Raw genomic sequence first — 22,238 nt, 5'->3', positions numbered from 1 at the left:
AGCCCACCTTAAAAATAAGAATATAAAAAACGGTTATTAGCCAAAACTTAGAAACTATACGCTTCGATTTCTGAAACAGTTTTAGATAAATTTTCCTCTTTTAAATGAGGCATCATCGTTCCCTGAGATTTGAAAACTTCAACATCTGTAATGCCAATAAAACCTAATAAAGTTTTTAAATACGTTTCAACATTCTCAATAAGTCCATTTTCATATACACCACCGGCTGCAAAATTCAGATATACTTTTTTGTTCTCCAGAAGACCTTTTGGTGCTCCATCAGCATAAGAAAATGTTTTTCCTGCAACAGAAATACTGTCAATCCAGGATTTTAAAGTTGATGGAAAACTGAAATTATAAAAAGGAACTCCAATCACGATAATATCTGCATTCTGAACTTCTCTCAATGCTTCGTCAGAATATTTCGAAGCTTCTTTTTGTTCGTCATTCTTTTCTTCATCGGGAATTCTTGATGCACTGAAATGATGAATTTCTAAATGGGGAATCGGGTTTGTTGCCAAATCACGGACAACAACTTTGCTTTCAGGATTTTTTTCTAACAATTGATTAATAACAGTCTGAGAGAGTTGACTGCTTATAGAGTTTTCTCCTACGATACTTGTTTTGATATTTAAAATGTTTGCCATTTTGTTTTTTGTTTTTATTGATGACAAAATTATTGTAAATTTACTTTCAAAAGTATAGTAGTTACCTAAAGGAAAGTGAAATAATGGAAAAACAACATAATCATAAAGATTGTATGCAGGCTTTAAAACCTGTTCAGGATACATTAGATGTAATCAATGGCAAATGGAAATTACAAATCATCATTTCTTTAAACCATGGAAATAAGCGGTTTACAGAAATCGAAAGAAGCATCCCTAAATTAACCTCAAAAGTTTTAGCCAAAGAATTAAAAGAACTGGAGCAAAATGGGTTGGTTGAAAGAATAGTGAGAGATAGCTATCCCGTTTCTATTGAATACCTGCCAACAGAATATACAAAAACCCTGCATCCCGTAGTGGAATCATTAAAGAATTGGGGTACAAATCATCGCCAGCATATTTTTGGTACAGGTGTCGAAGAAGTAAAAGATAGCGAGAGTTAAAAGAAGGAAGACAAAATCGCTGAATCGCAAAACTGCGAAATCACATCATTATAAAATATGAAAAAGCTTAGATACAAACACTGTTTTGTCATTCCGCAGGAATCCCAACTAAAAAATATTCAGAATCCATAATTCAAAATTTATAATCCATAATCCATAATTTAATCTAAACATCCTTTCTTACCTTACATCAACATCTGCGAATCTCACACGCCGTACATTTGTACCATAATTAATCACAATATGAAAACAGTATATCATAAATCAGATTCAAGAGGCCATGCTAATCATGGTTGGTTAAATAGTTACCATACTTTCAGTTTTGCAAATTATCAGAATCCTGAAAGAAGCAATTTTGGAGTTTTAAGAGTGTTGAATGATGACACGGTTTCTCAGGGAATGGGATTTGGAACACACCCTCACAGAGATATGGAAATTATTTCTATTCCTCTGGAAGGTGATTTGGAACATAAAGACTCAATAGGAACTACCGCCGTTATTAAAAAGGGAGAAATTCAGGTGATGAGTGCCGGAACTGGTGTACAACACAGTGAGTACAATAAAAATAAAGATGAAGAAGTAAAGTTCTTACAGATCTGGGTTTTCCCAAGAGAGTTGAATGTAGAACCCCGATATGATCAGAAAAGCATTAAGGAAGGAGAAAAGATCAATGGGTTTCAGCAGATTCTTTCACCAAATAAAGATGATGATGGAGTTTGGATTCATCAGGATGCATGGTTTAATTTAGCCAATTTTACCAAAGGAAATGGGAAGAACTATATTTTTAATAAAAAAGGAAATGGTGTTTATGCTTTTGTATTGAAAGGAAGTGCAAAAGTAGGAGACAGAGTATTAAATGAAAGAGACGGATTGGGAATTTGGGATACTCAGAGTTTTAACATCGAAGCTGTTGAAGACACCGAAATATTATTGATGGAAGTTCCAATGGATTTACCATCTTATTTGAAATAAAAATTAAATTTGTAGACTTAAAAAAAATTAAATAGAATGAAAGTTTTAGCAATAGCAGGAAGTAATTCCGATGCATCAATGAATAAGCATTTAGTATCTTATGCTGCATCTATGTTTGGAGAAAATGCAGAAGTAGAAGTAATAGATTTGAATCCTTTTGAAATGCCTATTTATAAGCATGAAAGAGAACTGGCAGGAGGTGTACCTCAGGAAGCAAAGGATTTTGCTGCAAAAATTGATGCTGCGAATTTACTTTTGGTTTCTTTACCAGAACATAATGGTACATATTCAACGGCTTTTAAAAATGTATTCGACTGGGTTTCCAGAATCAAAGACAGAACAGTCTGGAATGAAGTACCAATGCTTTTAATGTCTACATCACCTGGTGGAAGAGGCGGAGCTGGAGTTTTGGAAGCTGCGGGTAAACGTTTTCCTTTCCATGGCGGAAATGTGGTAGAAACATTTTCACTTCCTTTCTTCAATGATAACTTTGATAAAGGAGCCGGAAAAATATCTAACGAGGAAAAAGACAGCGAATTAAGAGAAAAAATTATTAAGATTTCTGCTATTGAAACAATCTTGGAAAAATAGAATTTGAATATTAATTTAAAATTACTATTTTTGCAAAAAGAAAAGAGATGAAAATTCAGTCCACTTTCAAAGAATGTTTTTCCATAAAAGGGAAAACTGTGGGCTCTAAAATTCTCAGATAAAATACTGGCCGATAATCTACTAAGATTGTCGGCTTTTTTATTTTCTAAATTTTGAATAAATTAATATAAAAGATAGAGTACATCAGATGTAAGATATTAGATTTACAATAGTTTGTAATCTGAAATCTAGCCTCTAAAATCTAAATACAACATGAGCAACACTTACAAATCTGCAGGAGTAGACAAAGAAGAAGGATACAAAACCGTTGATAAGATCAAAAAAGCGGTTGGTGAAACCCACAATTCCAATGTATTGAATCATCTGGGAAGTTTTGGTGCTTTCTATGAGATCGGTGGTTATAAAAATCCCGTATTGGTTTCAGGAACAGATGGAGTTGGAACTAAACTTAAGGTAGCTTTAGATTCCAAAAAATATGACTCTATCGGAGTAGATTGTTTTGCAATGTGTGCTAATGATATTCTTTGTCACGGTGCAAAACCATTATTCTTTTTAGATTATTTGGCTTGTGGAAAATTAGATTCTGAAATTGCTGCAGAAATCGTTTTAGGAATGGTCGCAGCTTGTAAAGATAACAACTGTGCATTAATAGGTGGTGAAACTGCTGAAATGCCAGGAATGTATCAACCTGGAGATTATGATGTTGCAGGATTCTGTGTAGGAATTGTTGAAAAAGATCAGATCATCGATGGTTCTAAAATAAAAGCTGGTGATAAAATTATTGCATTACCAAGTTCAGGATTCCATTCAAATGGATTTTCATTGGTAAGAAAAGTATTCCCGAATTTTGAAGAAGAATTCGAAGGAAAACCACTTTACGAAACACTATTAGTTCCTACAAGATTATATTATAAAGACATTCATAAAGTAATTGAAGAGGTAAAAGTTTCAGGAATTGCTCACATTACAGGAGGTGGTTTATACGAAAATATTCCAAGAATTATTGGTGAAGGTTTATGTGCTTCGATTGATGCTTCAAAAATTCAGATTCCAAGTATCATGCTTGAACTGGAAAAAAGAGGGGGTGTAGCCCGTGAAGAAATGTTCGGAACTTTCAATATGGGAGTAGGAATGATCGTTGTAGTAGATCCAACACATGCTGAAAAAGTATTGCACCTATTGGATGATGCATATGAAATCGGAGAAATCACTGAAGGAAGCGAGAAAATTAATTTAGCAATATAACAATCGATCAATGTACCAGTGTACCAATTGAATTCATTGTTACATTGTTAAACTGATACATTGTTACATTAATAACATGAAAAACATCGTTGTACTCGTTTCAGGTTCCGGAACTAATCTTCAAAGAATTTTAGATACCATTGATAATGGAGAGATCCAGAATGCAAAAGTATCTCTTGTTGTTGCTGATAGAGAATGTTATGGACTGGAAAGAGCAAAAAATCATAACATAGAAAACATACTGATTCCAAGGGGCAAGAACTTCAGCAGTGAATTGAGTAAGGTGATTCCTGAAAATACAGACCTAATTGTATTGGCTGGATTTTTATCTATTCTAAAACCTGAATTTTGTGAAAACTGGAACGGGAAAATAATTAATATTCACCCTGCATTATTACCAAAATACGGTGGAAAAGGAATGTGGGGAATGAATGTTCACAATGCTGTTATTGAAGCTAAAGAAAAGGAAAGTGGGGCAACAGTACATTTTGTAACCCCTGGAATTGATGAAGGACAAGCGATTCTGCAGAAATCATTTGAAGTTACTGAAAATGATACACCTGAGACGCTAGCTGAAAAAGTGCATAAGGTTGAATATGAGATTTTCCCAATAGCAATTAATAAAGTATTAGGGAATTAGCTATAAATAAAAACCAACAAAAATGACAACCAGAATCGTTATTTCTTTTTTGACAATTTTTATCATTTTTTCGTGTAATAAGGTTGCAACGAAAGATCAGGAAATAACCACCAAAAACTATTTTAGTTATGGGGATTCGATTCAGTCAGGGGGAGTGAAGATGATTCCAATCACAACACCCGTTGGAAATTTTAGGGTATGGACAAAACGTTTCGGGAATAATCCAAAGATCAAAGTTTTGCTTCTGCATGGAGGTCCGGGGATGACCCACGAATATATGGAATGCTTTGAAACTTTCTTCCAGAAAGAAGGTTTTGAGTTTTATGAATATGATCAGTTGGGATCTTATTACAGTGATCAGCCGGTAGATGATAGACTTTGGACAACAGATCGTTTTGTAGATGAAGTTGAGCAGGTGCGAAAAGCGATTGGTGCAGATAAATCTAATTTTTATGTTTTAGGTAATTCCTGGGGTGGAATTTTAGCGATGGAATATGCCCTGAAATATCAGAAAAATTTAAAAGGATTAATGGTTGCCAATATGGTGGCAAGCGCACCGGAATATGGTAAATATGCAGATGAAGTTTTAGCAAAGCAGATGAAGCCGGAAGTTTTAAAAGAAATAAGAGCAATCGAGGCAAAAAAAGATTTTGCTAATCCACGTTATATGGAGTTGCTTATTCCCAACTTTTATAATCAGCATATCTGTCGTTTAAAAGAATGGCCGGATGGAGTAAATCGAGCATTAAAGCATTCTAATGAAAATGTTTACACATTGATGCAGGGGCCGAGTGAATTTGGAATTAGTGGACGTTTGGGTGATTGGGATATTAAAGGCCGATTGCCTGAAATCAATATTCCTACATTAATGATTGGTGCAAAATATGACACGATGGATCCAAAAGCGATGGAGGAACAAAGTAAACTGGTGAAAAAAGGAAGATACCTTTACTGCCCAAACGGAAGTCATCTTGCCATGTGGGACGATCAAAAGGTTTTCATGAATGGAGTTATTAATTTTATAAATGATGTCGATTCCCGAAAATTTTAAGAATTATCCTCTTATTTCAGAATTTGTGTATAAAAAATCTAAGTAAAATAAAAGTAAATCCGGAGGTGAAAGACCGGGAATACAGTTTGAAATGGCTGTGAAAAGTAAAAAATTGAAAGTAAAATGAGTAAAAAGAGAGTTTTAATCAGTGTTTCTGACAAGAACGGATTAATAGAATTCGCTCAGTTTTTGGAAGCCCAGAACTACGAATTGATTTCTACTGGCGGAACATTCAAGCATTTGAAAGAAGCAGGTTTAAATCCGATTCAGATCGATGAGGTAACCAACTTCCCTGAGATGCTGGATGGTAGAGTAAAAACCTTACATCCAAAAGTTCATGGCGGACTATTAGCTGTTCGTTCCAATGAAGAACACATGAAGACGGTTCAGGAACACGGAATTGGTTTGATTGATATGGTGATCGTAAATCTTTACCCTTTCTTTGAAAATGTAAATAAAGACATTTCTTTACACGAGAAGGTAGAATTTATCGACATCGGAGGTCCTTCCATGCTTCGTTCAGCAGCCAAGAATTTTGACTCTGTTACTGTAATTACTGATGTTGAAGATTATACAGCAGTAAAAATTGAAATGGAGCAGAACGGCGATACTTACATCGAGACCCGTAAAAAACTAGCTGGTAAAGTATTTAACCTTACTTCCGCTTATGATGCTGCAATTTCAAGAATGCTTTTAGAGGAGGAATATCCTGCTTATTTAAGTGCTTCTTACAAAAAAGCAGCTGATTTAAGATACGGTGAAAACCCTCATCAGACAGCCGCTTACTATGTTTCTACTTTTGAAAATGGAGCAATGAAAGATTTCGAACAGCTTGGTGGAAAAGAACTTTCTTTCAACAACCTTCGCGATATGGATCTTTGCTGGAAAGTAGTGAATGAGTTCAAAGAAGAAATGGCTTGTTGTGCTGTGAAACATTCAACACCTTGTGGCGTTGCTATAGGAACTTCAGCATTGGAAACATATCAGAAAACTTTTGAATGTGATCCAATTTCCATCTTTGGCGGAATTGTTGCAATGAATTATAAGATCGACGCGGCAACAGCTGAAGAATTAAATAAAACCTTCCTTGAAATTGTAATGGCTCCTGATTTTGATGAGGAAGCTTTAGAGGTTTTAAGAAAAAAGAAAAATTTAAGAATTATAAAAATCGTTAATCCTGTTTCTGACAAGCAGACATGGGTGAAAATTGATGGTGGTATATTAGTTCAGGACAATGATACTTATTTTTCTGAAGATATAAAAGTAGTTACCGATGTACAGCCTACAGAAGAGCAGAAAAAAGCATTGCTTTTCTCTCAGAGAGTAGTAAAATATGTAAAATCAAATGCGATTGTTGTTTCCAATGGAATTCAGGCCTTTGGAATAGGTGGTGGACAGGTTAACAGAATCTGGGCTACTCAACAGGCAATCGAAAGAGCTAAGGAGAAATTCTCCGGAAATTTAGTACTGGCTTCAGATGCATTTTTCCCTTTCCGTGATGTAGTAGATTTCAGCGCTGAGCAAGGTATAAAAGCAATCATTCAGCCAGGAGGTAGTGTAAAAGATCAGGACAGTATCGAAGCCGCAAACGAACACGGAATTCCGATGATGTTTACTGGAGTTAGACATTTTTTACACTAATTAAAATAGAATTAAAAAGTAGTTTTGAGATGGTATTTATAGCATTCAAAATTATATATTTGTATAATATAGACTAGATAATTAAATAAAAGTATGAGAATCTTAATCATAGGTGAAGGTGGAAGAGAGTCTGCATTAGCGGCAAAACTTCATAAAGACTCCAGAGTGACTAAAATGTTTTTTGCTAATGGAAATGCATCTACGGATGTTATGGGAAAAAATGTTCATTTATCAGAAATTAAAGAACTTAGGGATTTCGCTATTAAGGAAAAAGTAGATTTAACGATCGTAGGTCCTGAAGCTCCTCTTGTAGCAGGTTTGAAGGATGAATTTAAGAAACATGATCTTAAAGTTTTTGGTCCGAATCAAAAAGTAGCAAGTCTGGAAGGAAGTAAAGCTTTCTCTAAGAAATTTATGCAGACCTATGATATTAAAACAGCTAAAGCTGTAGTATTTGATTCATATAACGAAGCTAAAGAATATGTAAAAACTCAGGAATATCCTTTAGTGATCAAAGCGAGTGGTTTAGCAGGAGGAAAAGGTGTTGTGATCTGTGATACTTTAGAAGAAGCTGAAGCCACTATTCACGATTTCATGATTCGCAGAATCTATGGAGATGCTGGTATCCGTTTAGTTATCGAAGAATTTTTACAAGGTTTTGAAGCATCTATCATTGCATTCTCAAACGGAGAAAAATTGTTCCCTTGTATAGCTGCTAAAGATTATAAAAAAGCTGGAAACGGCGATACGGGTCCTAATACAGGTGGTATGGGTTCAGTGGCACCAAGCCCGGAATTTACTGCAGAACATCAGGCGGATTTTGAGAAAAATATTTTAGAACCAACTGTTCATGGTCTTAAAGAAGAAGGATTTAGTTTTAAAGGGATCATTTTCTTTGGATTAATGGTAACTAAAAACGGAACATACCTTCTTGAATATAATATGAGATTCGGAGATCCTGAAACTCAGGTATTGATGGCTCTTATGGAAAACAATCTGCTGGATGTTATCAATGACTGTATGAACGGTAAAGATATCGAGCTTAAGTTTAAGGACGAAAAAGCAGTATGTCTGGTGATGTGTTCAGGAGGATATCCAAGAAACATTGAAACAGGCTTCGAGATCAAAGGAGAGGATAAAGTACAACACAGCCAGTTATTGCATGCCGGAGCTATTAGAAAAGGAGATAAAGTGGTTTCTAATGGTGGTAGAGTACTTAACCTGGTTGCTACAGGAGCTACTTATGACGAAGCTCGCAAGAAAGTATACGAAGATGCAATTCCGGTTCACTTCGATTATAGTTTCTACAGAGAAGACATCGGAAAGTTTTAATAAAATCATAAAAAAAGATTTGGAACATTTCCAAGTCTTTTTTTGTAAAACAGTTAATATTAGAAATAAGATTTCAGATACTAGATTCCAGGCTTCAGGCCCAAAAATCTGATATCTGATATCTTTAAAAAAATCAATTATAAAAATGAATAACGGTATTATCATATTAGATTTCGGATCACAGTATAACCAGCTTATCGGAAGAAGAATCCGGGAGATGGGTGTATATTCTGAAATCTTACCTTACAATACACCATTACAAGATATTTTAGACAAACAGCCAAGAGGAATTATCCTTTCCGGTGGTCCAAGTTCTGTGAATGCAGAAAATGCTCATCTTGTTGAAAAAGAATTATATGAGCAAGGAATTCCTGTATTGGGAATCTGTTACGGAATGCAGCTTACGGCACATCTTTTAGGTGGAAAAGTAAACAAAGGGGAAAAAGGAGAGTATGGAAAAGCTCATTTAGATATTATTAAAGAAAACGCTTTATTGAAAGGAGTGACTCAAAATTCTATCGTTTGGATGAGTCATTTTGACGAAGTCGGAGATTTACCAACTGGTTTTGAATTAAATGCAAAATCTGGTGTTATTGCTTCTATTTCTAATCCTGAAAGAAAAATTTACTGTGTACAGTTCCACCCTGAAGTTTCTCATACGGAAGAAGGAGGAAAAATGCTTGAGAACTTTGTGTTCTCGATCTGTAATGCAGAGAAAAACTGGAAGCTGACCAACTATATTGAAAAGACCGTTGCAGAGATCAAAGAAAGAGTAGGAGACAATAAAGTGATCCTTGGACTTTCCGGAGGAGTAGACTCTTCTGTAGCAGCTGTTTTAATTCACAAGGCAATTGGAGATCAATTGACTTGTATCTTTGTTGATACCGGTCTTTTGAGAAAGAATGAAGATGTGAAAGTAATGGAGAATTATGGAGAGCATTTCAACATGAACATTAAGTTGGTTGATGCTTCCGAAAGATTCTTATCAAAGTTAGCTGGTGTAGATGATCCTGAACAAAAAAGAAAGATCATCGGAAACGAGTTTATTCATGTTTTTGATGAAGAATCCCATAAAATTGAAGGCGCTAAGTTCTTGGCACAGGGAACGATTTATCCCGACGTAATCGAAAGTCAGTCCGTAAACGGACCTTCTGCAGTAATTAAATCTCACCACAATGTGGGCGGGCTTCCGGAAGAAATGGATTTTGAATTGCTGGAGCCTCTAAGAGAGCTTTTCAAAGACGAAGTAAGAAAAGTAGGAGAAGAACTAGGTATTCCTCACCATCTGGTACACAGACACCCTTTCCCGGGTCCTGGTTTAGGAATTAGAATCTTAGGAGCTGTAGATGCTGAAAAAGTGAAAATTCTTCAGGAAGCTGACGATATCTTCATTGAAGAATTATACAAAAATGACCTTTACGAGAAAGTTTCTCAGGCTTTCGTCGTATTACTTCCTGTGAAATCAGTTGGAGTAATGGGTGACGAAAGAACATACGAGTACACGGCTGTAGTTCGTTCTGCAAATACCATAGATTTTATGACGGCAACGTGGAGCAGACTTCCTTACGAGTTTTTGGATACTGTTTCCAGTAGAATCATCAATGAAGTAAGAGGAATTAACAGAGTAGCTTATGATATTTCAAGCAAACCACCTGCAACAATTGAGTGGGAGTAATCCTGCTTTAAAATAGATAAAATACAGAATCCTACTTTTTTAGTAGGATTTTGCTTTTTATGATTATGCTCATGAGTTATTAGATTTTTAGGACTTATCTTTGTATAAGAATTAAGTGACTTATATTAATAAATATAATAATTTTTTTTTCATCATTTGTGTTTTTGACCTCCCTTAGGGGAGGTTTTGTTTTTTAAACTTTATATTGTTATTTAAACTCCTGAAAAGAATATTTATATTCCTTTCCATTCTTCTTTTTTAGAGTTAAGATTTTTTGAAATGGTTTTTTATAAATACTGTCACCTATTTCTGTAGTTGCATTGAAAATACTGTTGTCATTTAAATCTGAAGTATGGGGATAAAAAACATATTGATTATATTTAAAAATAATTTTCACTCCCCTTGCATAATAGTCAGTGCCTAAGAGTTTATCGTTTAAATTGCTTTTATTAAAATTGATGTAATTATTTTTTGCTTCTTTTCCACCATAGCAATAATGTATTATAACTGCTATCAAGGCAATAATGAAAGGCAGATATTTTTTGAAATTCATTTTTTACTTACTTTTTTATAAAATATTCTAACAAAGGCAGAATTGGTTTTTATGATTAAAATTTAAAAAAGGTGTATTTAAAAACCAGACCATTCTTTTTCTGTAATATTAAAGTATCTTGGAATTGTTTTTTTATAACCTTATCTCCAACTTTTGCAGTAAAAATAAAAATATTATTATCATTTAATTGACTGGTTTGGGGATAAAAAACAACAATTTTACTCTCTAAGTGCAATTTAATTCCTCGAGCAAATTCTTCTAAGCCAGTGATGGAACCGTTCAGATTACTTTTATTAAAATCATCATAATTCTTTCTGTCTCTTTTCTCCATTGAATTTGCTGTATAACAATAGATGGCTAATAATATAGCAATAGCTATCGAAAAAAATATCTTCTTATTCATTATTATCTATTTGTAGAACATCCTTTCCTTTGCTGGAACGAACATCTCACTTGCTCCTAATATTATATTGCAAATTTAAATCTATTTCCACAGTGTAAATGAAGGAGACGAGTATTTTTTCCTGAAAATAAATATATCTACAAAATTATTATACATTTAGAATTATAAATCTAATACCTCAATTCAGCATTCTAGAAATCAAAATACAACGACTTTTTATCATTATTTTACTTACCTCAATATTATCAGGGTGTTCGACCTCTAATAAAGGCATTACTCACACAGACAATTATTCATGGTTTCCGTTTTCGTGGTATTCTGCAAAAATATCAGGAAAGACATTTGATAAAGTAGCGATGCTTGTTCCCGTTAAGGTAAATGATTTGAATGCCAACTTCACAGTGCAGTTTGATTTAGGAAGTGATGCAACACTTATTTATGGAAATACCATAAGCAGTTATTACAAGGAAAATGAAATGAAAAATTTCATTTTACAAGATTCTAAATCTACTGATGATGGAGGAAAAATAGGATATGCTACGAAAGGACTTGTCTATCATTTTGGGAGATTATCCAGGGATAAATTAATATATAAAGATAATTATGGGGATAAAATTCCCCTGGACTCATTATTTACTAAAAAACCTAAACACATAGGGAGTTTGGGTGCTGATATTTTTTATAATAAAGTATTGATTATAGATTATCCGAATAAAAAAATGTGCCTTCTGGATTCGTTGGATAACCACTGGAAAAACATCACAACCTTTGTCGATGTTAGATCTAAAAATGGAAGACTTCATATTCCATTGACTATTGATAAAAAAACGTACTGGTTTTTGTTTGATACAGGAGCAAGCTTATTTCCTATCAACACCAATAAAGACTTGTGGAATTCATTAGTTGATAAATCAGCGAAAACAGATACTATTCTCGCCAACTCCTGGGGAGAAAAAGTTAAATTCTACGGACGCCCCATTAAAGAAAAAGTTTATTTGGGGAAAAAGAAGTTAGAGAGCAATTATGCATGGTATAATGAAAATAAAAGACTTCAGGAATTTAATAAAACTGAGCAAATAAATGGTTTAACTGGAAATGCTTTTTTTGTTAATGATATTGTAGTCTTAGACTTTAAAAATAACAAATTTGGAGTGGTTAATTAGGGCAATAGAAGTTATCATATAGCCAAGCAGCCTTTAGCAATGATCTTTTAAAATATAGCAATCTTGGTTTTTTAGCTAGGCGTTATGTATTATAATTCTGTTCATTAAAAAAATACTATTTCCCTTGTATCAGAATTAATTGATTTATATTAAATTTGACTGATAAGAACCATTTTTATCTTCTATTCATATTTACTATGCTTTTAAAAAAACTTTTTCCACTTATCCTGATGGGAAGCCTTGTTCCTAATCTAATTATAGCGCAACATATTTATCCTTCCCAAGTTCAGAAATGGAATGCGGACGAATTGGGAGATCAGCGTGCAGTTTTGCGTTGGGATGCATCGACGAAACAAGCTAAAGCCACTGTTCCATGGAGGAATATCAATATAAAACCGGATCAGAAGCTGATCATTATTGATAGCCTTACTCAAAAACAGTATGAGCCAGACGCTTATCTGAATATGAATGAGGAAGAAGGCTCATTTGTTTTTACACCAGTTTCAGGGAAGGGTATTTATTATGTCTATTTTCTACCCTACCAGTTGGATAAGAGAACCAATTACCCTACGGCAACTTACTTGAAAAGAACAGATAAATCTGTGTCTAAAGACGTCGGGGCTTCATTAGCGAGCGTATTAAGAATTGAATCAGTAGACGACTTCAACAGCAATGAACCAATGGAAATGATCGCTACCCAAAAAGAGATCGATCAGTACAAAAAGAAAAACGAGAATAAAATTTATTTTGTTTTTCCAGAGGTTAGAGATAGACCAATTAAGACGAATAGAATTCCTCGACATTGGATAGACGATAAAAAAAACGTGTCAGTTTTTCAGGGTCAGGCAGAAAGAGGAGAGTTTTACGCTTTTCAAATCGGTGTTTTACCAGTAAAAACAGACCTTAAAAATGTGAAGATTACAGCATCTTCACTGAAAAACCTTTTTGGAGCGACAATAGAATCCAAATATTTCAATTGTATCAATACAGATGGTATAGACTATAAGGGAGAGAAACTTGAGCTAACTGTAAATGTTAAACAAGATAATTTACAAGCCTTTTGGTGCGGTTTTGATATTCCAGAAAATACTTCTCCGGGAACCTACAAAGGAACGGTAACGATCCAACCCGAAAATGCAGAAGCTCAGATTGTAAAATTTATTTTGAGCGTAGGAGGAAATCCTGTTAACAAAGGCTTTGATGAGCCCTGGAAGATGACCCGTTTGCCATGGCTTAATTCAACATTGGCACAGGCAAATACAGTAATAAAACCATATACACCTTTACAACTCAAAGGGCAGGAAATTTCATTGTTGGGAAGAAAAGTAATACTGGATGCATCTGGATTTCCAAAACAGATTCAAACCTTTTTCACTCCTGAGATGACTTCGATCGGTAAAAATGCCAATTCCATATTGAATGAACCTATACATTTTGTAGTGACAGGTCCGAAAGCAAATTCAGAAAAGTGGAAGACGTCTGGAATTCAGTTTACCGGAAAAGAAGAAGGAAAGATTTCCTGGACAAGCATAAACACCTCAGAAAATTTGAAAATGCAGGTTGAAGGTTCCATTGAATTTGACGGATTTATGGACTATAGCGTGAAGATCACGGCATTGAACGATATACAGCTTCAGGATATTGCCATGGAGATTCCTTTTGCAAAAGATAAGGCCACCTATATGATGGGCTTAGGCCAAAAAGGAGGATACAGACCAGAAAGTTTAGATTGGAAATGGGACGTGGCCAAGAAAAACCAGGATGGAGCATGGATAGGAAATGTAAACGCTGGGATACAATTTTCGTTGCGTGATCAAAATTATTCAAGACCTCTGAATACCAATTTCTATTTACAAAAGCCTTTGATTCTTCCTTCTTCATGGGGTAATGACAATAAAGGCGGAGTAAACATCAGGGAAGAGAGAGGTGAGATTTTAGTTAATAACTTTAGTGGTGCCCGCAGTATGAAAAAAGGAGATGAACTGTACTATAATTTTCATTTGCTTATTACACCATTTCATCCGATCAATACTGAAGAACAGTGGAATAACCGTTTCTACCATGCCTATAAGCCTGTTGACACAGTAAAGGCAAGTGGTGCTAATGTGATCAATATACACCATGGTAATGAGATCAATCCTTACATTAATTATCCTTTTGTGGCAACTAAAGAAATGAAAGATTATATTACCAAAGCCCATGAAAAAGGGCTGAAGGTGAAGATCTATAATACCATTCGTGAGGTATCTAACAGAATGTATGAGCTGTATCCAGTGAAAAGTCTGGGCCAGGAAGTTTTTTCTACTGGAAAAGGTGGTGGCTATTCCTGGTTGCAGGAGCATTTGCACGACAATTATATAGCAGCCTGGTATGTACCGGAATTTAAAGATGCTGCGATTATCAATAGTGGAATGAATCGTTGGCACAATTACTATGTAGAGGGAATGAACTGGCTGATCAATAATTTGGGAATTGATGGGATCTACCTTGATGATGTGGCTTTTGATAGAGTAACAATGAAAAGGATAAAAAGAGTAATGACGCAGGAAGGACATCCAGGTATAATAGACCTGCATTCTGCAAACCAATACAATGAAAAAGATGGTTTTAATAATAGTGCAAACCTCTATCTGGAACATTTTCCCTACATCAATCGTTTATGGTTTGGTGAATACTTTGATTATAACAGCAACAGTCCGGAATTTTTACTGACGGAAGTAAGTGGTATTCCTTATGGATTAATGGGAGAAATGTTACAGGATGATGGAAACCCTTGGCGAGGAATGTTGTATGGTATGACAAGTCGTCTGGGATGGTCAGAGAAGAGTAATCCAACCTATCTTTGGAAAGCCTGGGATGATTTTGGAATCAAAGGCTCGAGAATGATTGGTTATTGGGTCAATGATAACCCGGTTAAAACAAACAATCCTGCAGTACTGGCAACAGTTTACCAACAGGATAAGAAAGTCATGATCTCTTTAGCCAGTTGGGCTCCAGAGGATACACGGGTAAAATTGAAGATCGACTGGAAAAAACTGGGGCTTGATCCCAAAAACTTAAAAATGGGTACCCCTTCAATCAAAGATTTCCAGGAAGCAAAAGCTTTTGACTTAGATGAAGAAATCAGTATTGCTAAGAATAAAGGATGTTTATTAATTATTCAATAGGATAAATCAACTGTAGGAATAGAGGTAATCCGGTTTAGGAATTGATTTATTTTACCTAAATTTAGTAAAATTTATAAAAATGCAAGTAGATACAAGGACCTTAAATGTTCAGGATTATGATGGATTGGTGGAAACCATGAGACGAGCTTATCCTCAAATGTCGGAATATGTATGGTCCAAAAAGAGCATAGAAAAATTAACCAAAATATTTCCAAAGGGCCAGATCTGTATCACTGTAGATGGCAAACTCGCAGCAGTTGCACTTTCTATTATCGTTAATTATGATGAATTTGGAGATGATCATACTTACAGTGATATCACAGGAAATTATACTTTTAATACCCATTCATCTACTGGAAATGTACTTTATGGAATAGAAGTTTTTGTAGATCCTGAATACCGTGAATTACGGTTAGGGAGAAGACTGTATGATGCCAGAAAAGAATTATGTGAACAACTGAATCTGAAATCTATTGTATTGGGTGGAAGAATACCCAACTATCATAAATACAGTGATAAGCTTTCAACAAGAGATTATATAAGAATGGTAAGGGATAAAGAGATCTATGATCCTGTTTTGTCATTTCAGCTTTCCAATAATTTCTTACCTATTAAAGTATTGAAGAAGTATCTTCCTGAAGATGAATCTTCAAAAGAAAATGCAGTTTTGCTGCAATGGAATAATATCTATTACAGCAAAAGTCCTAATACGATGCAGGACAGTATCATCCGATTGGGTCTTGTACAATGGCAAATGAGGCATTTTAAAAATATAGATGCCTTCTACGAACAGGTAGAATTTTTTGTAAATGTGATGGGAGATTACAAATCTGATTTTGTTCTTTTTCCAGAACTTTTCAATACCCCTTTATTGGCGCCATTCAATAAGCTATCTGAGAGAGATAGTATGATCGAATTAGCCAAACTGACCGATCAGATCAAGCAAAAAATTTCAGAACTAGCGATCAGTTATAATGTCAATATTATTTCGGGAAGTATGCCGGTTTTTGATCATGACCATAATGATCTCTATAATGTAAGTTATCTGATGCACCGTGATGGACGTATCGATGAATACCGTAAAATACATATCACGCCTAACGAAAGGAAGTACTATGGAATGAAAGGCGGAAATGAGATCAGAGTATTTGATACCGATTGTGGAAAAATAGGTCTTGTCATCTGTTATGATGTAGAGTTTCCGGAGCTTCCGCGAATTCTGGCTGATCAGGGAATGAAAATCCTGTTTGTGCCTTATCTGACAGATACTCAAAATGCCTATATGAGAGTCCGCCACTGTGCGGCTGCGAGAGCAATAGAAAATGAATGTTATGTAGCTATTGCAGGGTGTGTGGGAAATTTACCGGGAGTAAATAATATGGATATTCAGTTTGGGCAGGCTGCCGTATTTACACCTTCGGATTTTGCCTTTCCATCCAATGCCGTAAAAGGAGAAGCAACGCCTAATACGGAAATGACCTTAATTGTTGATGTGGATCTGAATTTATTAAAAGATCTCCACTATAACGGTTCCGTTCAGATTCTTAAAGACAGACGAAACGATCTCTATGAGACTTATCTTAAATAATAAAAAAGAAAAACAGAATGCCTAGCATTCTGTTTTTTTATAAAATGGTTTTTTACCTATTTATATCTTATACTAACTGCGGGCAAACCACAGCAGGGCAGATCAATCTTGGACATCTTGGTCTTCCATCGGTAGGGCAGCACTGGTTTGAACAACCAACAATGATTCCACCTCCTGAAACATTTCTTAATTCTTCTCTAGATAATTTTTTACTTGGTAAATTTTTCATTTTGTAATCTTTTATGGGTTAGTATTAATTTGATTTGTACTCCATAAAGATAAAAAAAACTAGCAAATAACAAGAAAGGTGAAAAGTTTTTCTTAGATCGTTATTTTAAATTCTACATAGGAATAGTTTTTGGAGTAATTTGCGTTCACTATCCATACAATATGTTTGATAAACAACAACGAAAACTGAAAAGATCTGCCCGACTGATTTCTGTATTGAGTAAATACGGTTTTAAGGATATGCTGGCAAGAATGAATGGGAATAAGCAAGAGGAAGATGCTGGAAATTCTGATGAAATCATATCAAAAGGAACGGTTTACGAACGGATCAGATTGGTTTTGGAAGAATTGGGACCCACGTTTGTTAAATTAGGTCAGACATTCAGCAATAGAGAAGATTTACTTCCACCGGAACTGATTCAGGAATTACAGAGATTACAGGATAAGGTAGATACTGTAGACATGAATGTGAATGAAATCCTTGAAAATGAATTTAATATTTTGGTTAAAGATCACTTTCAGGAAGTTCAGGTTCAACCTTTGGCCACAGCTTCTATTGCTCAGGTGTACAAAGCTACGTTGTTAAATGGTTCTGAAGTGATCCTGAAAATTAAAAAAGCTGACGTACAGACCGTTATTGAAGATGATTTGCTTTTAATTAAAGACCTGGAAAAAATTGTTTCTTCATATTCAGAAATAGGAGAGAAACTTAACTTAAAACAAGCTATTTCCACTTTTGAAAAATCCTTACTGGAAGAAGTTTCGCTGATCAATGAGAAGGATAATATCCTACAGTTTGGCAGGAATTTTAAAAATAATAAAGATACCTATGTTCCGAAAATTTATGAAGAATTCTCCAACAATAATGTACTTTGTATGGAATTCATTGATGGAATCAAGGTGACGGATAAAGCTGAACTCTTAGCCCATAATATTGATCCTGTAAAAATTTCTGAAGTAGGGCTAAGGTTGTTTGTTGCACAGATTTTAGACTATGGCTTTTTTCATGCTGATCCACATGCCGGAAATATTTTAGTAAAAAAAGACGGTAAGGTTGTTTTTATAGATTTTGGAGCTGTTGGTCAAATTCAACCTAATGATAAAGAGATTCTTGAAGATCTTATTGTAAGTTTTGTGGCTAAAAATTCTCATAAAATTGTTCGATATCTAAAAAAAATGGCGATAAGCTATGAAATTCCTGATGAAAGAAGATTTGAAAATGATGTAAATGATATTCTCAATTTTGTTCACAGCTCATCCCTGCAGGAGATCAATGTTCAGATAATGATCAATAAGATGAAAGATATTCTTAAAGATAACCGACTGCATATGCCGGATTATTTTTATCTCTTGTTTAAAGGAATAAGCTTGATAGAAGGAGTGGGGCGAACTATTAATCCTGATCTGGATATTGTAAAAAGCCTTCATCCCTATACAAAGAAAATATTCTCAAAAAAAATCAGTCCAAAGAATATTCTAAAAGTGGGGATGGATAAAATGATGAATTTCACAGATAATGTTGACGAAATTCCCAAAGAGCTCCGTTCTGTTTTACAAAAATTGGATGAAAATAAATTTACCATTTCCAGTGAAATAAAGAATATTGATAAGACTAACCAGATTATTAAATCAAGTGCGGTTAATATGATTTTAGCACTGATCTTAGGAGCTAATATGATTGCAACAGCGATCGTTTTTGTTTCTGAAGCTCCACCCCGGATTGGGGAAATGTCACTGATAGCGATATTAGGTTTTATTTTTTCTGTTATATTAGTTTTAATAATTTTGCTTAGAATAACCAGAAAATAATCTAATGGTTTTTGAAATTTATTTAAGCATAAAACAACAAAAAATAACCAGATGAAACTAATGATCTTAACCGCTTTTACTTTTTGGAGTTCTCTTTTATGGGCTCAAAAAGCAGAAGAAAAAGGAATGCAGGGTGACTATGATGGAAATGGGACAAAAGAATATGCCTTCGTAAAAGTAAACGACTGCAGTGAAGAATGTGATGGAAAATGTGAAACAACGATCTTTTTTAGTGATAAAAAGATAAAACCTTTCACGATCTCACCAGCTAATGGAGTCACTTTATATAATCTTGGTGACTTAAATGATGATGGAAAAGATGATCTTGGGGCTTACCCGGATTGGTGCACAAGTTGTTGGCATCCTTTTTATGTATATACCTATGGGAAAACAGATTGGAAGCCTTTAGTAAAGCCTATTTCTACACATTGTTCACAATGGGAAGAAGATAAATTTCCCATTAAAAAAGATCCTAAAAAGAAAGGAAATGTGATCATTACTTCCAGCGAATGGAAGGATGACGATATTAAAATAATAAGTGAAAGTGTAAAAATTAATTAAATACCTATCTTTGCAAAATGGAAAAACTCACTTTTGCAGATTTTGACCTTCCGGTTAAAATTCTTGATGTTTTAGCAGATTTAGAATTATTCGAACCTACACCTATTCAGGAAAAGAGCTTGAGCCCAATACTTTCAGGAAGAGATGTTATGGGAATTGCTCAAACCGGAACCGGAAAAACATTAGCTTATCTTTTACCAGTCCTTAAGACTTGGAAATATAATAAAACAGGAAATCCAACAGTTTTGGTGTTGGTTCCTACAAGAGAATTGGTAGTTCAGGTAACGGAAATTGTTGAAAAGTTAACGGAAAACATTACTGCAAGAGTTATAGGGATTTATGGTGGCAAGAATATCAATACACAGAAACTTTTATTCAATAACGGATGTGACATTTTAATAGGTACACCTGGTAGAGTAATGGATCTGGCGATTGATAATGCTATATCTCTTAGAGAGGTTCAAAAGCTTATTATTGATGAATTTGATGAAATGCTTAACTTAGGTTTCAGACCTCAGTTAACACATATTTTCGAAATGATGAAGGCGAAGAGACAAAATATTCTATTCTCTGCTACCATGACGGAGGCTGTAGATGAAATGTTGGATCAGTATTTCGCACATCCAATTGAAATTTCATTGGCAAAATCAGGAACTCCACTTGAAAAAATAGAACAGACGGGTTATAAAGTTGAAAACTTTAATACCAAGATCAATTTACTGGAACATTTACTGAAAAGTAATGCAGATATGTCCAAAGTGTTGATCTTCAATAACAATAAAAAGAATGCCGATTTATTGTTTGCTAAAATTAGTGAGCTTTTCCCTGAACAGTTTGATGTAATCCACTCCAACAAATCTCAGAATTACAGATTGAAAGCGATGAAGCGTTTCGAGAATGAAGAGATTAGAGGACTGATCACCACCGATGTAATGGCGAGAGGATTAGATATTTCGAATATTACCCACGTGATCAATTTCGAAACACCTGAAGTACAGGAACAGTATATTCACAGAATTGGTAGAACAGGTAGAGCAGATAAGGATGGTAAAGCAATAACGTTCGTTACTAAGAAAGAAGAATCTTTAGTATTAGATATTGAGCTCTTGATGGATAAGGAATTGAAATTTATTGATTTCCCTGAAGAGGTAAAAATAAATCCTAAAAAGATTGCTTCTGAAGAGGAACAGATTGTAATGAAAAATCCAGCACAGGTAAAATTACATGAGGGTGGTGGAGCATTTCACGAGAAAAAAGATAAAAACAAAAAAGAAAACTGGGGTGGACCTTCTAAAAGAAAAGCACCAAAGAAATTTGGAGCCAACAGGGCCCAACAGAAAGCGATCTCAAAATCGAAAAAAAAGAAATAATAAAAGAGGCTCCCAATTTGGGAGCCTCTTTTATTTGTATGGTTTCTCGTTCCACTAACGTAAGAGGTTCTTCTTTATCATCGTTATTACATGAAACATTACTAAATGAAAATTAATAAATTAAAAGTTGGCAATTTGAAAACTTCTTTAATCAAAACTGCATATTATTTTTTTTCAAGATTTCTTTAAATTTTTCAGTTTTGTTATTTTCTTTCATGTTTTTGTAAATAGATTGCATTACAGCTTCAGCATCTGTTCGATAGGGAGATTTTTGATTGCTATAAATCCTATAAGCTTTACAGATATAATCTAATGCTTTTTCATCATCTTTAATACCTGAAAAATACACCTGACCAATTCCGTAATAGACTTCAGGGTCTCCAGGGTATAATTTGTCTAAGGCTAAATAAGCATCAATTGCTTTTTGAAAATCTTTCTTGTATATATAAACCAGAGGAATATTTTGTAAAGGCATTTTTCCTTTCGGGTCTATTTCAAGAGATTTTTTATAGGCTTCAAGAGCTTTATCATATTCGTTAATTCGTCTGTAATTTATACCTAAATTATCCCAGGCATAAATGAATTTTGGATCTTTTTTTACAGCTTCTTCATTATTTCTAATAGCTTCTTTCCAATCTTCTTTTTTTGAAGCCTCTAATGCTTTAGAGTAGAATTCCAAGGCGATTGGATCTTTTGAAAGTCCTTCAGTTTTGGTTTCTGATACAGCGGTTGCCATTTTTACACTTTCACAATTTTGCATCAGATAACGTTCAAGTTCATTATAGCTTTCTGTATATTGTTGAGAGTTTTTACTTGTATCAAAGTTTAAATTTATTTGTTTTTTACCATTTACTTCTGGTGCTTTTTTTTCTAAAGTTTCTACGCTTCCTAATAGCAATCCTATTTGTAATGCTCCGGCATGTTTATCAATACAATCATGTACATCTTTTAAAATGTCTTTTTTACTGCGATTAAACAAACTAATTGAGTCAGTACATTTACATGCATTATCAGAAAGCTCTTGAATAAGTTTTTGTTTATCAAAACTTTTATCTTTTTGTCCAAAAATTACTGAAAAACTAAAAATAAGAATTAAAATGGTTATTTGTTTTTTTATCAT

General features: G+C 34.3%; 20 protein-coding genes. 15 read left to right on the top strand and 5 right to left on the bottom strand.

The window, feature by feature from the left end; genetic code table 11:
* Positions 1–47: 47 nt before the first annotated feature.
* A complete protein-coding gene (locus tag AC3WRL_RS01450) occupies positions 48–647 on the bottom strand; it encodes an FMN-dependent NADH-azoreductase (RefSeq protein WP_214833464.1) in 600 nt (199 codons plus the stop codon).
* 83 nt (positions 648–730) lie between these two features.
* Here AC3WRL_RS01450 and AC3WRL_RS01445 point away from each other — a divergent pair, with 83 nt between their 5' ends.
* From AC3WRL_RS01445 to guaA, 9 genes are all read left to right on the top strand, one after another.
* Complete coding sequence (locus AC3WRL_RS01445; RefSeq protein WP_492329574.1) at positions 731–1,108, top strand: winged helix-turn-helix transcriptional regulator; 378 nt, start codon at positions 731–733, stop codon at positions 1,106–1,108.
* A gap of 243 nt (positions 1,109–1,351) precedes the next feature.
* Complete coding sequence (locus AC3WRL_RS01440) at positions 1,352–2,080, top strand: pirin family protein (protein WP_492329573.1); 729 nt, start codon at positions 1,352–1,354, stop codon at positions 2,078–2,080.
* A gap of 36 nt (positions 2,081–2,116) precedes the next feature.
* On the top strand, positions 2,117–2,671 hold the full coding sequence (locus AC3WRL_RS01435) for an NADPH-dependent FMN reductase (RefSeq protein WP_214833458.1): 555 nt from the start codon (positions 2,117–2,119) through the stop codon (positions 2,669–2,671).
* A 273-nt stretch (positions 2,672–2,944) separates the two neighbouring features.
* On the top strand, positions 2,945–3,937 hold the full coding sequence (gene purM, locus AC3WRL_RS01430; RefSeq protein WP_492329572.1) for a phosphoribosylformylglycinamidine cyclo-ligase: 993 nt from the start codon (positions 2,945–2,947) through the stop codon (positions 3,935–3,937).
* Between the two features lie 76 nt (positions 3,938–4,013).
* Positions 4,014–4,577 carry a phosphoribosylglycinamide formyltransferase gene (gene purN, locus AC3WRL_RS01425; RefSeq protein ID WP_214833453.1) on the top strand — a complete coding sequence of 188 codons (564 nt, stop codon included), beginning with the start codon at positions 4,014–4,016 and terminating at the stop codon, positions 4,575–4,577.
* 22 nt (positions 4,578–4,599) lie between these two features.
* A complete protein-coding gene (locus tag AC3WRL_RS01420) occupies positions 4,600–5,628 on the top strand; it encodes a proline-specific peptidase family protein (protein ID WP_214833450.1) in 1,029 nt (342 codons plus the stop codon).
* Between the two features lie 123 nt (positions 5,629–5,751).
* Positions 5,752–7,269 (top strand): bifunctional phosphoribosylaminoimidazolecarboxamide formyltransferase/IMP cyclohydrolase, encoded by a 1,518-nt coding sequence (gene purH / locus AC3WRL_RS01415; RefSeq protein WP_492329571.1) that lies wholly within the window; start codon positions 5,752–5,754, stop codon positions 7,267–7,269.
* A 93-nt stretch (positions 7,270–7,362) separates the two neighbouring features.
* A complete protein-coding gene (purD, locus tag AC3WRL_RS01410) occupies positions 7,363–8,601 on the top strand; it encodes a phosphoribosylamine--glycine ligase (protein ID WP_214833445.1) in 1,239 nt (412 codons plus the stop codon).
* Positions 8,602–8,746: 145 nt separating this feature from the next.
* The gene (gene guaA / locus AC3WRL_RS01405) at positions 8,747–10,276 is read left to right on the top strand and encodes a glutamine-hydrolyzing GMP synthase (RefSeq protein ID WP_261511479.1); all 1,530 of its coding nucleotides are present in this window, start codon (positions 8,747–8,749) and stop codon (positions 10,274–10,276) included.
* A gap of 208 nt (positions 10,277–10,484) precedes the next feature.
* Here the strand turns inward: guaA and AC3WRL_RS01400 are convergent, their stop codons facing one another.
* A complete protein-coding gene (locus AC3WRL_RS01400; protein ID WP_492329570.1) occupies positions 10,485–10,829 on the bottom strand; it encodes a hypothetical protein in 345 nt (114 codons plus the stop codon).
* Positions 10,830–10,884: 55 nt separating this feature from the next.
* The gene (locus AC3WRL_RS01395; RefSeq protein ID WP_214833436.1) at positions 10,885–11,232 is read right to left on the bottom strand and encodes a hypothetical protein; all 348 of its coding nucleotides are present in this window, start codon (positions 11,230–11,232) and stop codon (positions 10,885–10,887) included.
* A 356-nt stretch (positions 11,233–11,588) separates the two neighbouring features.
* On the opposite strand from AC3WRL_RS01395, the gene AC3WRL_RS01390 reads away from it, so the two are divergent.
* From AC3WRL_RS01390 to AC3WRL_RS01380, 3 genes are all read left to right on the top strand, one after another.
* Positions 11,589–12,395 (top strand): hypothetical protein, encoded by an 807-nt coding sequence (locus AC3WRL_RS01390; protein WP_492329569.1) that lies wholly within the window; start codon positions 11,589–11,591, stop codon positions 12,393–12,395.
* A gap of 197 nt (positions 12,396–12,592) precedes the next feature.
* Positions 12,593–15,562: a glycoside hydrolase domain-containing protein gene (locus tag AC3WRL_RS01385; RefSeq protein ID WP_492329568.1), complete on the top strand. Its 2,970-nt coding sequence runs from the start codon at positions 12,593–12,595 to the stop codon at positions 15,560–15,562.
* 79 nt (positions 15,563–15,641) lie between these two features.
* Positions 15,642–17,150: a carbon-nitrogen hydrolase family protein gene (locus AC3WRL_RS01380; protein ID WP_261511484.1), complete on the top strand. Its 1,509-nt coding sequence runs from the start codon at positions 15,642–15,644 to the stop codon at positions 17,148–17,150.
* A gap of 67 nt (positions 17,151–17,217) precedes the next feature.
* On the opposite strand, the gene AC3WRL_RS01375 is transcribed toward AC3WRL_RS01380, so the two are convergent.
* Positions 17,218–17,379 (bottom strand): hypothetical protein, encoded by a 162-nt coding sequence (locus tag AC3WRL_RS01375; RefSeq protein ID WP_214833428.1) that lies wholly within the window; start codon positions 17,377–17,379, stop codon positions 17,218–17,220.
* 161 nt (positions 17,380–17,540) lie between these two features.
* On the opposite strand from AC3WRL_RS01375, the gene AC3WRL_RS01370 reads away from it, so the two are divergent.
* The 3 genes from AC3WRL_RS01370 to AC3WRL_RS01360 are packed head-to-tail and all read left to right on the top strand — an operon-like array spanning position 17,541 to position 21,118.
* A complete protein-coding gene (locus tag AC3WRL_RS01370) occupies positions 17,541–19,187 on the top strand; it encodes an ABC1 kinase family protein (RefSeq protein WP_492329567.1) in 1,647 nt (548 codons plus the stop codon).
* A gap of 51 nt (positions 19,188–19,238) precedes the next feature.
* Complete coding sequence (locus tag AC3WRL_RS01365; RefSeq protein ID WP_492329566.1) at positions 19,239–19,748, top strand: hypothetical protein; 510 nt, start codon at positions 19,239–19,241, stop codon at positions 19,746–19,748.
* 17 nt (positions 19,749–19,765) lie between these two features.
* Positions 19,766–21,118: a DEAD/DEAH box helicase gene (locus AC3WRL_RS01360; RefSeq protein WP_214833420.1), complete on the top strand. Its 1,353-nt coding sequence runs from the start codon at positions 19,766–19,768 to the stop codon at positions 21,116–21,118.
* A gap of 151 nt (positions 21,119–21,269) precedes the next feature.
* Here AC3WRL_RS01360 and AC3WRL_RS01355 read toward each other — a convergent pair whose 3' ends face one another.
* Complete coding sequence (locus AC3WRL_RS01355) at positions 21,270–22,238, bottom strand: tetratricopeptide repeat protein (RefSeq protein ID WP_214833417.1); 969 nt, start codon at positions 22,236–22,238, stop codon at positions 21,270–21,272.

The sequence above is a fragment of the Chryseobacterium sp. FW101-FHT12H09 genome (assembly GCF_058790395.1).
Note: the sequence above shows the minus strand (reverse complement) of the source record. Positions and strands in the feature narration are given on the sequence as shown.